Genomic DNA, 15,886 nt, shown 5'->3' on the forward strand with positions numbered 1-15,886 from the left:
TTTCTAGAAACCTGCCAAAAAGGGACAGGTTTATTTTGGCAGGTTTTATCTGGGGAAACGTTACGGTTCTGTCATCATTGCCCAGCAAACCACCACAAAGGTGCCTGCCCCCTTTGTGGTCGTATGTGGTGGTTAAGCGTCGAGGTAGATGCGCTGGGGGCGATTGCGGTGTCGGGCGAAGATGATGAGCGCCAGGCCCGCAATAACGAGCGGAAGGCTCAGCAGCTGACCCATCGTGATGACGCCGCCCAGCAGATAGCCAAGCTGGGCGTCGGGCACGCGCACGAACTCGACGAGGAAGCGGACGATGCCGTAACCCATCACAAACACGCCCATAAACGTGCCCTGGGGCAGTAGCGGCTTTTTGCGGCTGAGCACCTGCAGGATGCAGAAGAGCACAATGCCCTCAAGAAATGCCTCGTAGAGTTGGGAGGGGTGACGCGGCATATCGCCCGCAGTCCCGCCAAAGACCACACCCCAGGGCAGATCGGTCGGCTTGCCCCACAGCTCACCGTTGACAAAGTTGGCACAACGGCCCAGACACAAGGCCAGCGGCGCGCCGATGACGGCAAGGTCTGCCAGAGTCCATGCATCGAGCTTATACATGCGGCACACGATGATGCCGCCCAAGATGCCGCCGACCAGGCCACCGTGGAAGCTCATGCCGCCCTCGTTGGTGGCAAAGATCTCGAGCGGGTGCGCCCAGTAGTAGCCGTCGCCGTAAAAGATGACGTAGAACAGACGGGCGCCAATGATAAGGCCAAAGACCACGCCGACCACGACACTCGTCAGGTCGTCAATCGTGATGCTAAAGCCCCAGCGACGCTGCGTGCGGTACATGACGACCGCCGTGAGCAGGGCACCGACCACATAGGCCAGACCATACCAGTAAATCGTGATGGGCCCCGCCGAAATCGCGACGGGATCAAGCATATGGTAGAAGTCGTTGAGCATGTCGACCCTCCTACTCCCTACATACAAATGCGGCCGCGGGCCTTGCGCTCGCGGCCGCATATTTGGGCGTAACGTCTATGCGGAGTATGCCGTCCGCAGCTTTCGCATCTTAGAACGGCGCGTACTCGTCGTACAGGTCGTCGGTCTCGCCGGAGGCATTGACCTGCTCGACACGGGTAACGCCGGGCACATGCTCCTTGAGGATACGCTCAATACCCATGGACAGGGTCAGCGAGCTCATGGGGCAGCCGGCGCAAGCGCCCTGCAGCTCCAGTTTGACGACGCCCTCGTCGTCAACGCCCACATACTCCATATCGCCGCCGTCGGCCTGCAGGTTGGGGCGAATCTCTTCAAGAACCTTCTTAAGCAGCTCTTCGTTAACAGCCACAGGGGCTCCTTTCTCACAATTACGCGGGCGCGCCCGCGGACAGAAGCTATGTTACTACAGCCGTGTACCCGCTCACGAGCCGTCCATGCGCGCAGACGCGACTTTCACGAGTAGTCAATTTGGGACGGGGCTCTTTTGGCTGCCTTTTGTTGCCAGCTGGCGTTGCCACGCGCTACTGCTGAGCCTGCCCCTCGGTGCCGATGTGAACATCGACGATAACCTGGCGGTAGCTAATGCCGCAGGAGTCGAGGATGCGGCGGCTGATGCGTCCGTCATCGGTGTCGGCGTACTTGTTGTCCAGGTAGACAACCTCGCCCACACCCACCTGCGCCAAAATCTTGGCGCAGTCGTGGCACGGGAACAGCGTGACGTAGACCGTGGAACCCTCAAGATCTTTGAGCGAGCCACGGTAGTTGAGCACGGCGTTTGCCTCGGCATGCACCACGTAGTTGTGCTTGTCCTGCAACGGGTCGTCGCTCGTGCCCCACGGGAAAAAGTCGTCGTTGAGCGCCGAGGGCGTACCGTTGTAGCCCACCGAAAGGATGCGGTGGTTGGTGCTGGCGATGCACGCGCCCACCTGCGTGTTGGGGTCCTTACTGCGGCGCTGCGCGGCGATGGCCACGCTCATAAAGAACTCGTCCCAGCTAATGACGTCCAGGCGCTTGCCTGACGAAGTTTGATGAAGATCGTCCGACATGGCAGACACCTCCGTAATCGCAATAATTTGACCCATTGTAGCAGGTGAAAGGTGGGGCTGTTTCCTCTCCCACCGATGTCCTCGGCTTTATGCGCGACGAGGCTTTTGATTGATGCGGTAGAGCTCGGCGAGACCCCGCAGCGTCAGCGCGTCATCGACCGTCAGGCTATGGCCGACCAGCGCCGCAAGTGCCTCGGCATCGTCGCCGGTAATGACGATGGGTACATTGCCCTCCCCCGCGGCCTTGGTCGCGCGCATCTCGGCAAGCACCATGTCGAGCATGCCGTCGATGCGTGCCACCTCGCCCAGAACCACGCCCGAACGCATGGCCTCGCGCGTGTTGCGGCCGATTACATGTGTGGGTGCCGAGGGCTCGACCTGCGGCAGGCGTGCCGCAGCAGCCGAGAGCGAGCGGGCGCCGAGCGCCAGACCCGGCGCGATGACGCCGCCGACAAAGGTACCGCGCGCATCGATGACCTCAATATTGGTCGTAGTGCCCAGGTCGATCACGATGCACGGAGAGCCGTAGACGGCACGGGCCGCCACGGCGTCGGCGATGCGGTCGGGGCCGATCTCGGCCGGATCGTCGTAGTGTACGGGCATGCCGGTCTTGAGGCCCGGCCCCGCGGTGAGCACGCGTCCCGTGCAGGTGCGGGAAAGCGCCGCCTTCCACGGGCGCTCGAGCGCCGGCACTACGCAGCTCAGCACTGCGGCTGCGGGAACGAGCACACCCGGCATGCCCGCATCGGCTGACAGCGCGCCCATGACCTGCGTGAGCCTCATGCTCACCTCGTCTGCTGTGATGCTCGACGGCGTGGTGATCTCGCACGTCGCAAGCGGACATTCCTGCGCCGCGGCCGAATCCTCTGCAAACAGGCCAAAGCGAATGAACGTGTTGCCCACGTCGACCGTCAATATATATGCGCACCCATTAAGCATCGTCGGCACTCCTTTCGTCTGTCCAGCAGTATATCGCCTACCTAAACCAGTCATCCCAAAATGACTAGCTTGCGGCTATACTGGTGCGCGGTCGTTTGCGAGCTCACGCGGCGGCCCTTGGTAACCCGACTTCCCGCGCCGTATCCGTAACGGCGCTCCCGGGGGAAGCGGATATACGCAAAGGAGTTTTATATGAGCAATCCCTCGAACCGCGCTTCGATGCGCGGGCAACTCACGCTGCGCGGCGTCGTCATCGGCGTCCTTGGCTGCGTGATCATCACGGCAAGCTCGGCCTACACCGCCCTCAAGATGGGCGCACTCCCCTGGCCAATCGTCTTCGCTGCCGTCATCTCGCTGTTCTTCCTTAAGCTCATGGGCAACGCCAGCCTCAACGAGGCAAACGTCACCCACACCATCATGTCCGCAGGCGCCATGGTCGCCGGCGGTCTGGCGTTTACCATCCCAGGCGCCTGGATGCTGGGCTATGCCGACCAGATTAGCTGGCTCGACATGTTTATCGTGGCACTCGCCGGCACTATCCTGGGTCTGCTGGCCACCGCGCTCATCCACCGTCACTTTATCGTGGACGCCGCGCTTGAGTTCCCCACCGGCAACGCCGCAGCTCAGACCTTGCGCGCGACCGAGGCTGGCGGCAAGACCGGCAAGCAGCTCTTTGGTTCCATGGCCATCGCCGGCATCTATAGCGTGCTGCGCGACGCTCTGGGCATTGTGCCCAGCATGCTGTGCACGCTCAACATCCCCGGCGTGACCTTTGGCATCTACAACTCGCCCATGCTGCTCTCCGTCGGCTTCCTCGTGGGCTTCGCCCCGGTCGCCTTCTGGTTTGCCGGCGCCCTGCTGGGCAACTTTGGCATCATCGTGGGCGGCACCGCTGCCGGTCTGTTCGACGTTGTGACTGCGCAGGGCATCGTCAAGTCCCTGGGCATGGGCCTCATGATGGGCTTTGGCGTCGCCGTCGTCCTCAAGGACATCCTGCCGCAGGTCGCCGGTATCGTCCGCGGTCTTGCCGCCGACAGCTCCACCGACACCGACGAGCAGTCGCTCATCTCGGGCTCCCTTAAGCTCGACGCCGGCATCATCGGCCTGGGCGCCGCCGCCATCGCCGTGATCGTCGCCATCGCGCTCGACCTTGGCCCCGTCCCGGCCGTCATCGTCACGCTGTTCACCTTTGTCACCACCATCATGAGCGCGCAGAGCTGCGGCCAGACGGGCATCGACCCCATGGAGATCTTCGGCCTCATCGTCATGCTCATCGTGGCTGCCTTCGCACAGATCGCCCAGGTCAAGCTGTTCTTTATCGCCGGCATCGTGGCCGTGGCATGCGGCCTTGCGGGCGACGTCATGAACGACTTTAAGGCCGGCGCCGTGCTGGGCACCAACCCGCGTGCGCAGTGGATCGGCCAAGCCATCGGCGGCATCGTGGGCGCCCTGGTCGCCGCAGCCGTCATGGTCGCGCTCGTCACCGCCTATGGTCCGGACGCCTTTGGCCCCGACAAAAGCTTTGTTGCCGCGCAGGCAAGCGTCGTCGCCACCATGGTCTCGGGCATCCCGAGCGTGCCGTGGTTCGCAGGTGGCTTTATCGCCGGCATCGTCATGTACTGGCTCGGCATTCCGGCCATGATGATCGGCCTGGGCGTGTACCTGCCGTTCTACATGTCACTCACGGCATTCCTGGGCTCCTGCGTCAAGCTCGCCTACGACAAGTGGTCCGCCCACCGCGACGCCACCGCTGGTCTTTCTGACGAGGAGAGGGCTGCCAAGGACGCCGCCTTCCAGGAACAGGGCCTGGTTGTCGCCAGCGGCCTGCTCGGCGGCGAGTCCATCGTCGGCGTTATCCTGGCGTTTGTCTCCGTGGGCTTAAGCCTGCTGGGCTAAGCTGAGCAGCTGCTCGACGGCAACCATATTGCCTACGACTTGCCCGGTCGGTAGCTTTTGCGGCTGCCGACCGGGCTTTTTATACCAACGCAAAGAAAGGCCGGCGCGCTGCATTTAACAGCGCGCCGGCCTTATCGTTTGGCTAACGAGACGGTCCCGTTATGAATTGAAGTTCGTTGCAGAAACTACGCTCGAAACGCTACATCTGCTTGCGACGACGATCGCCGAGCGTCACACCCGTGGCAACGAGCGTAATGCCGCCGATGACGAAGACCTCACCTGCAAGCGCGGAGGTATCGCCCGTCTGAGCAAGTGCACCGTCCGTGGCCTTCTTCTTGGCGACAGGAGCCTTTGCGGCAGCCTGCGCAACCTGAGGCTTGGCCTGCAGCTCAGCCTTGGGATGATACTTGTCGTACTCGGCCTGCGCGGCAGCCAGGGCATCCTTGGCATCGCCAAGCTCGGCAAGCGCGGCGGCATAGGCGTCGTTGGCATCGGACAGCTTGGCATCGGCATCGCTCAGAGCAGCCTTGAGGCCAGCGGCGGCATCGACGGCGGCCTTATAGCGAGCGTAGACAGCGTTCAGCTTGACCAGCTTCTCGTTGCCCGTCGTGCCCGCGGCAAGGGATGCCTTGTGGTCGACAGCCTCAAGATCGGCCTTGAGCGCCTCGTCGTTGGCAAGCTCGGCCTTGGCCTTGACGATCTCGAGGTTCGCATCGACGACGGCTTCGTTGGCGGCCTCGAGCTGCTTCTGGGCATCGGCGACACCGGCGACGGCAGCGTCATAGGCGGCCTTGGCGTCGTCGACCGCCTTCTGGGCGCCGGCGAAGCGCTCGAAGGCCTTGTTTGCGCCGGCCAGCTCGCCCTCCGCGACCTTGACCTTCGCCTGCGCGTCGGACAGGGCCTGCTTCTTGGCGTCAACTGCCTGCTTGGCGTCCGAAAGAGTGGTCGCAGCGTGCGTATCTGCGGCCTGAGCCTTGTCAACGCCAGCCTGGGCAGTGTCGTCGGCCTTCTTGGCATCGTCAAGCGTGCCCTGCTTGTTCGCAAGGTCCGTCTTGGCGGCATCGCGCTTGGCGGTAAGGTCCTTGACCGAAGCCGTGGCGTTGTCATACGCCTCGCTGGCCTGGTCGGACTTTACCTTGGCAGCATCGCGGGCGCTGCGAGCCTTCGCCTTACGAGCAGCGGCATCGGCTGCGTTCGTCTGGCAATCGGAGAGCTTGGAGTTAGCCTCGTCGAGTGCAGCCTGTGCGGCGGTCGCCTCGGACTTGGCGGCATCGAGGTTCTGCTTGAGGGACTCGATGTCGATTCCGCCGAGTGCGTCCTTCGCGGCGTCATATGCCGTCTTTGCGGCGGCGGTTCCGGACTTAGCCTTCTCGTACTCGCCCTTGGCGGTGTTCATGTTCGCATCGGCTGCGGCGAAAGCGTCCTGGGCGGCATCCTGCCCGTTTACAGCTGCGAAGTAAGCTTCCCTAGTAGTTCCAAAGTTCTTCTGCGCCTCGGCGAGCTTGCCCTGAAGCTCCTTGAGCTGCGCCTTCTGCGCCTGCGTGCCGCCAGCGTTATAGGCAGAGTCGATGTAGTCGTTCACGAGCTTCTTGAACTCGGAGACAGTGAAATCAGCCTGAGTATCATCAGCGCTGTAATCGAATACGGTTACCTCGGAATCGGTGTTCTTACCGCTACCGGTTGCGATACCGATAGCCACCGTAGCGGAATCGATAACGTTGAGATAGTGCCCGCAGCCGTCTCCTCTTTCCTTACCGTTTTCATCTTTTGTGCCGGAATACACATCGCGATAGTTTTGGTAGATATAGTACGAATCATAGCGATGAGCCATGAGAGCTTTGCCAGCCTCGCTATCCACACCGTACTTTTTAATCCAATTCTCGTAATTAACCTTCTCCTGAGTGTAGAGACCAGTATAGGGCCAACCGAGTGTATCCTCGGTCTCGCCGCCGGTATATGCGCCGCCTCCGCCGGCAAGATTTTCACCGTTATCCCAGTAGCAGCCTGAGTGTCTCCAGATGTTCGATGAATATGATGCATTAAGGGCGGCTGCCACAGTCATGCGGGGGCTGACGCTGAGCGCCGACTGACCGTTCGCCTTGCGGAGGTTGTTCTGGGTGTCGAGATATGTCAGGGCGTTGCGCATCTGCTCCAGGGAAAGCGGGTTGGTGTCGCGAGACATGTCCTGATCGACGTACTGGTCATACCATTCGGCCTTGTCATCGGCACCGGTCAGCATCGATACGGCGTCCTGGGCGTTCTTCTTCTGCGTGGCTGTGAACTGGCTGCCGCCGATGATGTAGTTCATGAAGCCGAACATGCCCTGGCTGATAACATTCTGGTCTACGGTCATGTTCGACTTGAGGTCGGCAATCTGCTGGTTAAGCTTCTCGACCTCGGCATTCGCGGTGTCGTATGCCTTCTTGGCGGTATCGGATTCAGCGCATGCCGTCTCCCACTCGCTGCGCTTCTGCTTGCGAACTTCGACAAGCTTATCGTACGCGGTCTTCTTGTCTGCTTCGGTCTGCTGCGCCTTCTCGTATGCGGCCTTGGCGGCGTCGCGCTCGCTGGCGGCGGCGTTGTACTCCTTGTTTGCCGCATCGTATGCAGACTTGGCAGATGCCACAGCAGCGTTGGCGGCGTTGGCCTTCTCCTGCGCGGCGGTGACGGTAGTCTGCGCAGCCTGCAGGTTCGCCTGTGCAGTGGCGTCTGCAGTCGTCGCGGCTTCGAGCGCGGCCTGCGCGGTCGCGAGCTCGCTGGCGGCAGTGACCTTGGCAGCTTCGAGCGCGTTCAGATCGATACCCGTGCCCGAGGTCGCGGCATCAAGCGCGGCCTGCGCCTGGTCGAACTTCTGCTGGGCGTTATCGCGCGCAGTGGTCGCAGCAGCGAGAGCAGCGGCAGTCTCCTGCTTCTTGGCCTGGGCGGAAGTCAGAGCGGTCTCAGTGTCCTTCTTTTCCTGCTGGGCGCTAGCCTCGGCAGCCTTGGCCTGGTCCAGATTGGCCTGTGCAGTAGCAACGGCCTTATTGGCATCATCGAGCTTTGCCTGCGCGTCCTCGACAGCCTTCTTGGCAGTCTCGTACTCGTCCATACCCATGGCCTCGAGCTTGGCTTGGGCATCATCGAGGGCCTTCTTGGCCTCATCCTGCTTTGCCTTGGCGTCCTTGAGCGCCTGGGTCTTATCCTCGACACTCTTGTTGGCCTGTTCGAGCTGATCGTTCAGGTCGCCCAGCTTCTTCTGCTGCTGCTCGGTCTTTTCGACGGCGGCTTTGAGCTCGTCAATCTTCTCCTGGAGCGCGGCGACTTCTGCTGCGTTCTGCTCGATTTCGTTGTCGCTCACAGCCTGCGAGGCCTGATTCTTTTGCTGCTGTGCCTGCTTTTGAGACTGGCCCGCCGCGTCGGCCTTCTTCTGGGCGGCATCGTAGGCGGCCTGAGCGTCCTTGAGCTGCTTTGCCGACTCCTCGGCCAGCTGGGCAGCCGTCTTTACGACCGCTTGGTTACCGGCGGCAACGGTGTTCTCTACAGAACTACCCCCCCCCCTGAACAGAATCGCCGTTATCGGTTGACGGTGCGGCGATTGCCGCCAGCGGCGACATAAGCGGCTGAACAATGAGGCCCGCCGTCAAAACGGTTGCGACGGCGCGGTTGGCAACGCCCTTGACGTTGACGGCCTTAGCCCGAGGCTCAAAGTGTTGTGGGCTGTAGTTTGCCATGGCTTTCTCCCTTTGACACGGATGTATCCATACGCTTCAAACTGTAGGTGCCGATTTTTGAATTCTGTTGCGCAACATTGGTCACCAGCGGATTTTTTGAAACTCGCACTCTCGTGCTTCACAATTTCGTCACACATGTAGGAGCTGGTGCATCATATTCTTGCGGGATCAAATTGAACCTGTGATTTGCATTTGCTCCCGCGTCATCCGCCCTATCGGATTCCGCATCCAACAGACACCTCATCCGCCACGGTGTAGAGTTAGGACAACGGGCGCGTTGCGCGGCCCGTGCCAGAACGAGGTGGACATGGAACTCGACAAGCAACAGATCAAGCGGCTGCGCGAACGCCATCACCGGCGCCACGGCATCCGCCCTGCCCATAGTGAGGCCATGGAGAACGCCACCCGCTTCCTAAAGCGCGCATTCAACATTCGCGAGGGACGCGCGCCCTATCACGTGATCCGCAAGCGTTTTGTAAACGGGGCGCGTCTGACTGGCTCCCACCTATGCATCCTCATCATCGCCATGCTCATCGCAAGCATCGGCCTCGATATCGACTCGGACATCGCCATCGTGGGTGCCATGCTCATCTGCCCGCTCATGGGATCGGTCCTTGCCATGGCATATGGCATCGCCACGCTCGACCGTGAGATTACCGTCGAAGCCATCGCCAGCCTTGCGCTGCAGATGGCCTTTTGCCTGGTCACGTCCACGTTGTACTTTAAGCTCTCGCCCCTTGGCACCACCACAGCTGCCATCATCGACAATTCGACGCCGACTGTGTGGGACCTCGCTGTCGCGCTCGCCGGCGGCTTTGCGGGCGGCCTAGGCAACTCACGCGACCAGGAACCCGCCACGCTCATTGCCGGCGTAGCCGTGGCGACCGCGCTCATGCCGCCCCTGTGCGCGGCGGGTTACGGCATCGCCATCGCGAGCGGGTCGCTGTTCCTCTCGGCGCTCTACGAGTTTGGCATCAACGTCGTCTTTATCGCGCTGGCGGCCGAAGCCGTATTGCTTCTTTTACGTGTACCGCTCAAGCGTGACCTCAACGGCGACGGCATTGTGACTGCCGAGGAAAACGCTGAGGTCGACGAGCTATCGCGCAAGGTGCGCCGACGCATCATCGTGGGTACGGTGATCTTTGCCATCCCCTGCATCGTTATGACCGCGGGATCCATTGGCTCGGCGCAGGCCGGCGTGCAGGACGGCTACGGCATCACCGAGACCACGCGCGAGCTTGCGGCGGTGCTGCCAGGCTTTAAGGACTACACCGTCGCCGTCGAGACCTCGGCTACCGAAGGCGAGGAGGAGGGTATCGTCGAGCGCGAGATTGTCGCCCATGTGACGACAGACGAGACGCTTGGGGCACACGACCGCCACGTCGCCCGCAAGCTCATCGACCTCAACGTGCCCGAACTCGATCGCGTGGAGTTCGATGTGAAGTGATGCGGGATGTGAGATGGATGCGCGCACGGGCGCGAGTCGGAACGAGGCGCAGACGCGACGCAGGCCGCGAGCAAAAAAGCGGGGCGCGATTCATGTCCGTGCCCCGCTCGCTGTTTTATTGCCGTGAATCAACTGTCCGCATCGACATCGCCAGACTCCACCGTAAACGCCGGACCGGTACTCACCAGATAAAAACGGGTCACCCTGGTATCTCTAAATAGGTAGAGCAAGCCCTGATCGCGTCGGCGTGACAAGTACGCCACGTGGACCGTACCGAATTCTTCACCGTTTTCCTTCTTTAATATCAGGATGTTGGGGTCATCCGTACGCTTAAACTGCCCGTCTGTGCAGATTCCGTCTTGGTCGACCAGCTGCCATCGACAGTTGTCCTCCTCAAGAAAAGCCAGGGTTTCCCGACTCGTTTTGTCATCCCGATAGTAACCATCAATGACAAAGCCTTCGGAAGCACATTCCTGCATATAGGATGTTTCTCGACTTATAGCAAACAGCCCCGTAGCGCCTAAGAGCACAGCCAGGCAGACCACTGCAAGGGTTATCGAAATAGCACGGCGACCCATGTTAGCCCAACCGATAGTTATTTAACGGAGCGCGAAACATACCTGGAACCTCCGATATCAGGGGGAACGTCACCTATGGCCTGCCGGCAATCATATGTTTTCAACATCAAACCATATGGTTACAACTCGTTGGAGATAGGTTCCATGAACGGACGATAATTTGCGGCGAACGGCTACAATATGTTCATTATCTCAGGGTTCTGGAGGCAATTTTTGGTGCCACCGAGACGTTGTTTTCGGAAGTATGCGGCAAATTCCGGAGCCCTCGAGCACACCCCGGTTTTTCACCAATAAAACCGCAGGTACAAAGCTTGGGCATATCCAGTGTGCTCGGCCTATTCAAATTTTGCCGCATACTTCCGAAATCCAAGTTCGCAGGGGGTGATAGTTGGACCGTTTACGCAACAGATGTCCAGTAAAAACGGGTGGTAACCGGTACGGCTGCCACCCGTTTGTCCCATATCTAGCCCATAGCAGGCCAGTTACTTCTTAATGCCGCGTCCCAGGCGCTCGGCGACCGATGCCACGGCCTCCTCGCTGGCCGGCCCGCAGCTCACACAGCCGTCATGAGCACGCATCTGGCCGGTGACCTCGTCCATCGCGAGCGGCGCCACCTTCTCGAGCTTAAAGCCCTTACCGGCGCGCATGTTCTCCTTGGCCACGCTGATCATGAGCTTAATACGGTTGAGCTGGTTGACCTCGGACGCGCCGGGGTCGTAGTCCACCGCGACGATGTTGCTCTCGGGATGTTGGCGGCGCAGCTCCTTGATTACGGCCTTGCCCACCACGTGATTGGGCAGGCACGCGAAGGGCTGCGTGCAGATGATGTTGGGCGCACCGTGATCGATCAGGTCGAGCATCTCGGCCGTGAGCAGCCAGCCCTCGCCCATGTTGTTGCACACCGAAAGCACTGTGCGGGCCTTGTCGGCCATGGTGCCGATGCGCTCGGGCGCCTCAAAGCGGCGGGACTTCTCGAGCATCTCCTCCACCGGCGTGCGCATCCAGTCCACCAGCTTGATGAGCGCCTGCATGCCCGCGCGCGTAGTGGGAGAGCTTCCCAGCTCGTCCTTCTGCAGCTCGGCGTTGCTCATGGAGTACAGGAAGAAGTCGAGCAGACCCGGCACCACGGCCTCGCAGCCCTCGCGCTCGATAACGTCGACCACGTGGTTGTTGGCCGTGGGATGGAACTTGACCAAGATCTCGCCGACCACGCCCACGCGCGGCTTGGTGCCCTCGCCCACGAGCGGCATGGAGTCGAACGCGCGGATGGCCTCGCGGCACAGCTTGGTGTAGTTATGCCTGTTGAACTTGGGCGCCAGCTTGCGGGCGCGCGCCATGTACTCCTCGTAGAGTGCGTTCGCCGCACCGGGCGTTGCCTCGTACGGGCGGCAACGATAGAGCATCTGCATCATCACGTCGCCAAAGAGCACCGCGTAGACTGCCTGCTTAAGCAGCGCCGGCGTAATCTTAAAGCCGGGGTTGTCCTCGCCCAGCGCCACGGCCGAAAGCGAGATCACCGGAATCTCGGGGTGGCCGCTCTCGCGCAGGGCCTTGCGGATAAGCGCGATGTAGTTGGTGGCACGGCAGCCACCGCCGGTCTGGCTGATGACCACGGCTGTCTTGGACAGGTCGTACCGACCGCTCTCGATGGCCTCCATGATCTGACCCGTCACCAGGATCGACGGATAGCAGATGTCGTTGTTCACATAGCGCAGACCGGCCTCGACGGCATCGTGGTCAGTCGAGGGCAGCAGCTCCAGGTTGTAGCCGGCACCGCGGAACACCTCTTTGACCAGGTCAAAGTGGATCGGCGCCATCTGCGGGCACAGGATGGTGTAACCCTCCTCGCGCATCTGCTCGGTAAAGGGCACCTTGGGCCATGCGGTCGAGGCGCTCTCACGCTGCGCCTCGAACGTGTACTTGCGGCTCGCGAATGCGGGAGCATCCATGGAGGGTGCCACCGGCGCGGCGTCGCCCTGCTCGTAGGCCTCGCCCGCTGCCGTAGCCTCGGCCAAGCGCTCGGCCTCCTGGTCCTTGAGCGCCGCCATGAGCGAGCGGATGCGGATGCGCGCAGCGCCCAGGTTGGACACCTCGTCGATCTTGAGCACGGTGTAGATCTTGCCGCTGGCCTCAAGGATTTCCTGCACCTGGTCGGTGGTCAGAGCGTCCAGGCCACAGCCGAAGGAATTGAGCTGGATCAGATCCAGGTCGTTGCGCATCGTCACAAAACGGGCGACGGCATACAGGCGGCTGTGGTACATCCACTGGTCGACGACGCGAATCGGACGCTCAGGCTTTACCAGGTGCGCGAGCGAATCCTCGGTAAAGACCGCAAAGCCAAAGCTCGAGATAAGCTCGGGCAGGGCATGGTTGATCTCGGGGTCGTTATGGTAGGGGCGGCCGGCGAGCACAATGCCGTGGCCACCGTGGTCCTCGACCCACTTAAGAGCCTCCTCGCCCATGGTCTGGATGTCCTCATGGAAACGCGCATCGGCCTCAAAGGCGGCGTTGACAGCGGCATCGACCTCGGAGCGCGTGATCTTGGGCCCACGCACGCGACCGCGACCGGCTTGCGCATCGGCCACACGGTCGACGGCGAGCACCTGGTACAGACGGCGCTTGAGCTCGGTCTTGTCGTGATACGGCACAAACGGGTACAGGAACTCGATGTTCTGCTCGCGGATCTCGTCGATGTTGAGTGCCAACGCCGTGGGGTAGCTCATGACGATGGGGCAGTTATAGCAGTTGCCAGCCGTCGGATCCTCCTTGCGCTCCCAGCGCACGCACGGCATCCAGATGAAGTCGACATCGCGGTCGATAAGGTTCATCACATGGCCGTGGCTCATCTTTGCCGGATAGCACACGCTCTCGGACGGCATGGACTCGATGCCCGCCTGGTAGGTCTTCTTGCTCGACTGGTCGGACAGCTGCACGCTAAAGCCCAGGCGCGTAAAGAACGCATGCCAGAAGGGGTAGTTCTCGTACATGTTGAGTGCGCGCGGGATACCCACGGTGCCGCGCGGGGCCTCGTCGGGGCTCAGCACCTCGCGGTTAAAGAGCAGCTCGTTTTTCTTTTTAAAGAGGTTAGGAGCCTCGGTTTTTTGCTTTTTGTGGCCGGCACCCTTCTCGCAGCGGTTACCGGTAATGAAACGCCTGCCGCCGCCAAAATCGTTGACGGTGAGCTGGCAGTTGTTGGAGCAACGGCCGCAGCGGACGTGTTTTTGCGTCACGGTGAGGTGCGCGATGTCCTCGGCAGAAAGGATGGTCGAGGTGCCGTCGGCGCCGGCGCGGTCGCGGGCGAGCAGGGCCGCACCGTAAGCACCCATGCAGCCGGCGATGTCGGGACGCACGGCGTGCACGCCGGTGAGCTGCTCAAATGCGCGCAGCGTGGCATCGGACATAAAGGTGCCACCCTGAACGATCACCTGGCTGCCGATCTCCTTGGGGTCGCGCAGCTTAATGACCTTGAACAGGGCATTCTTGATGACGGAATAGGACAGGCCGGCCGCGATGTCGCCCACCGTGGCACCTTCCTTTTGCGCCTGCTTGACGCGCGAGTTCATAAAGACCGTGCAGCGGCTGCCCAAATCGACCGGGGCCTTGGCATGGATGGCGGCATCGGCGAACGCGCGCACGTCCATGTTCATGGACACGGCGAAGCTCTCGATAAAGCTGCCGCAGCCCGATGAGCAGGCCTCGTTGAGCATAATGTGCTCGATGACGCCGTCCTTCACGCGCAGGCACTTCATGTCCTGGCCGCCGATGTCCAGGATAAACTCGACACCGGGCAGGAATGCCTTGGCGCCGCGCAGGTGCGCGACGGTCTCGATCTCGCCGGAATCGGCCTTGAGGGCCTCGATGAGCAGCGCCTCGCCGTAGCCCGTGGTGGTCACGTGGCCGATGGTGCAGCCGGCAGGGATGTGATTGTAGAAATCGGCCATGATGACCTTGGCCGTGCCCAGGATGTCGCCGTTGTTGTTGCCGTACCAGGTGTGCAACAGCTGGCCGTCCTCGCCCACGAGCGCGGCCTTCATGGTGGTGGAGCCGGCGTCGATGCCGATGAACACGCGGCCGGTGTAGCCGTCGAGCTTACCCTTGGGGACGACTTCCTGGTCGTGGCGGTTCTTGAACTCGGCAAAGTCCTCGTCGGTGGCAAAGAGCGGATCCAGGCGCTCGACCTCGGCACCCTGCGTGTCACCCAGGCTGTCGATGGCCTCGATAAGCTGCGGGAACGTGCTGAGCTTGTTGGACTCGTGCGCCATGGCAGCGCCGCTCGCCACAAACAGGTGGGCGTTTTGGGGCACAATGCGGTGCTCCTCGTCCAGGTTGAGCGTGAGGTAGAAGCGGTGGCGCAACTCGGAGAGATACTGCAGCGGGCCGCCCAGGAAGGCGACGTTACCGCGAATGGGACGGCCGCACGCCAGGCCCGAGATGGTCTGGGTCACGACGGCCTGGAAGATGGAAGCGGCGACGTCCTCGGGGCGGGCGCCCTCGTTGAGGAGCGGCTGCACGTCGGTCTTGGCAAAGACGCCGCAACGGCTGGCGATGGGATAGATGGTGGTGGCGTTGGCCGCGAGCTCGTTGAGGCCGCTCGCGTCGGTGTGCAGCAGAGTGGCCATCTGATCGATGAACGCGCCCGTGCCGCCGGCGCAGGTGCCGTTCATGCGCTGCTCGATGCCGTTGTCAAAGTAGATGATCTTGGCGTCCTCACCGCCCAGCTCGATGGCGACATCGGTGGCCGGGATAAGGGTCTCGACGGCGCGTTTGCTGGCGATGACCTCCTGGACAAACTCCAAGTCGAGCCACTGGGACAGCAGCAGACCGCCCGAGCCGGTGATGGCGCAGGTCATCTGGGCCGTCGGCAGCACAGTCGCGGCGCCCTCGAACAGATCGCGGGCGCAGGCACGGACGTCGGTGTGGTGGCGCTGGTACTTGGCGTAGACGATCTGGTTGTCATCGTTGAGCACGGCAAGCTTGACGGTGGTGGAGCCCACGTCGATGCCCAGGTGCAGGTTGCCGCGGGCGGCCTCGGGGTTGAAGATCGCGCCTTCGGGGGCGTGGGCGGCGGTGGCGGTTACGGACTCGGCAACGTTGGGCGTGGCTGCGTCAGCGGTGAGCGTCTCCCCTGCCGCGTTCTTGGCATCGGCAACTGCCTCGGCAACTTTCTCGGCAGCCGCGGTCGCGGCCTTCTGCGCGGCGTCCACCACGGCGGGCGCGGCCTCGCGTGCGGCAGCGACCATACGATCCTTGATGCCCTCGACGAGTTTGCTCATTGTC

At 61.8% G+C, this 15,886-nt stretch carries 9 protein-coding genes; 2 read left to right on the forward strand and 7 right to left on the reverse strand.

Going from position 1 to position 15,886, the window contains the following annotated elements; translation table 11 throughout:
• Positions 1-132: 132 nt before the first annotated feature.
• The 4 genes from lgt to DWW51_RS07455 form a co-directional block, all read right to left on the reverse strand.
• Positions 133-954 carry a prolipoprotein diacylglyceryl transferase gene (gene lgt / locus DWW51_RS07440; protein WP_117774051.1) on the reverse strand — a complete coding sequence of 274 codons (822 nt, stop codon included), beginning with the start codon at positions 952-954 and terminating at the stop codon, positions 133-135.
• 109 nt (positions 955-1,063) lie between these two features.
• Positions 1,064-1,342: a NifU family protein gene (locus DWW51_RS07445; protein WP_099432127.1), complete on the reverse strand. Its 279-nt coding sequence runs from the start codon at positions 1,340-1,342 to the stop codon at positions 1,064-1,066.
• Between the two features lie 172 nt (positions 1,343-1,514).
• Positions 1,515-2,039, reverse strand: a complete 525-nt coding sequence (locus DWW51_RS07450) for a dCMP deaminase family protein (RefSeq protein ID WP_099432128.1) — start codon at positions 2,037-2,039, stop codon at positions 1,515-1,517.
• 87 nt (positions 2,040-2,126) lie between these two features.
• Positions 2,127-2,978, reverse strand: coding sequence for a type III pantothenate kinase (locus DWW51_RS07455; protein WP_117774052.1), 852 nt, complete (start codon positions 2,976-2,978; stop codon positions 2,127-2,129).
• A gap of 192 nt (positions 2,979-3,170) precedes the next feature.
• On the opposite strand from DWW51_RS07455, the gene DWW51_RS07460 reads away from it, so the two are divergent.
• Positions 3,171-4,874, forward strand: coding sequence for an OPT/YSL family transporter (locus DWW51_RS07460; RefSeq protein ID WP_117774053.1), 1,704 nt, complete (start codon positions 3,171-3,173; stop codon positions 4,872-4,874).
• A 199-nt stretch (positions 4,875-5,073) separates the two neighbouring features.
• Here the strand turns inward: DWW51_RS07460 and DWW51_RS07465 are convergent, their stop codons facing one another.
• On the reverse strand, positions 5,074-8,481 hold the full coding sequence (locus DWW51_RS07465; protein WP_117774054.1) for a CAP domain-containing protein: 3,408 nt from the start codon (positions 8,479-8,481) through the stop codon (positions 5,074-5,076).
• Between the two features lie 410 nt (positions 8,482-8,891).
• Here DWW51_RS07465 and DWW51_RS07470 point away from each other — a divergent pair, with 410 nt between their 5' ends.
• Positions 8,892-10,031, forward strand: coding sequence for a DUF389 domain-containing protein (locus DWW51_RS07470; RefSeq protein ID WP_117774055.1), 1,140 nt, complete (start codon positions 8,892-8,894; stop codon positions 10,029-10,031).
• 128 nt (positions 10,032-10,159) lie between these two features.
• Here the strand turns inward: DWW51_RS07470 and DWW51_RS07475 are convergent, their stop codons facing one another.
• Together DWW51_RS07475 and DWW51_RS07480 are read right to left on the reverse strand one after the other, a co-directional pair.
• Positions 10,160-10,609, reverse strand: a complete 450-nt coding sequence (locus DWW51_RS07475; RefSeq protein ID WP_147344059.1) for a hypothetical protein — start codon at positions 10,607-10,609, stop codon at positions 10,160-10,162.
• Positions 10,610-11,091: 482 nt separating this feature from the next.
• Positions 11,092-15,882: a 2-hydroxyacyl-CoA dehydratase gene (locus DWW51_RS07480; protein WP_117774057.1), complete on the reverse strand. Its 4,791-nt coding sequence runs from the start codon at positions 15,880-15,882 to the stop codon at positions 11,092-11,094.
• Positions 15,883-15,886: the final 4 nt, after the last annotated feature.

The organism is Collinsella sp. AF15-51 (assembly GCF_003462845.1).
GTDB lineage: Bacteria > Actinomycetota > Coriobacteriia > Coriobacteriales > Coriobacteriaceae > Collinsella.

Coding starts and splice junctions, on each gene's coding strand:
- DWW51_RS07460 (WP_117774053.1), top strand. CDS start 3,171: ATGAGCAATCCCTCGAACCGCGCTTCGATGCGCGGGCAACTCACGCTG.
- DWW51_RS07470 (WP_117774055.1), top strand. CDS start 8,892: ATGGAACTCGACAAGCAACAGATCAAGCGGCTGCGCGAACGCCATCAC.
- lgt (WP_117774051.1), bottom strand. CDS start 954: ATGCTCAACGACTTCTACCATATGCTTGATCCCGTCGCGATTTCGGCG.
- DWW51_RS07475 (WP_147344059.1), bottom strand. CDS start 10,609: ATGGGTCGCCGTGCTATTTCGATAACCCTTGCAGTGGTCTGCCTGGCT.
- DWW51_RS07480 (WP_117774057.1), bottom strand. CDS start 15,882: ATGAGCAAACTCGTCGAGGGCATCAAGGATCGTATGGTCGCTGCCGCA.
- DWW51_RS07450 (WP_099432128.1), bottom strand. CDS start 2,039: ATGTCGGACGATCTTCATCAAACTTCGTCAGGCAAGCGCCTGGACGTC.
- DWW51_RS07455 (WP_117774052.1), bottom strand. CDS start 2,978: ATGCTTAATGGGTGCGCATATATATTGACGGTCGACGTGGGCAACACG.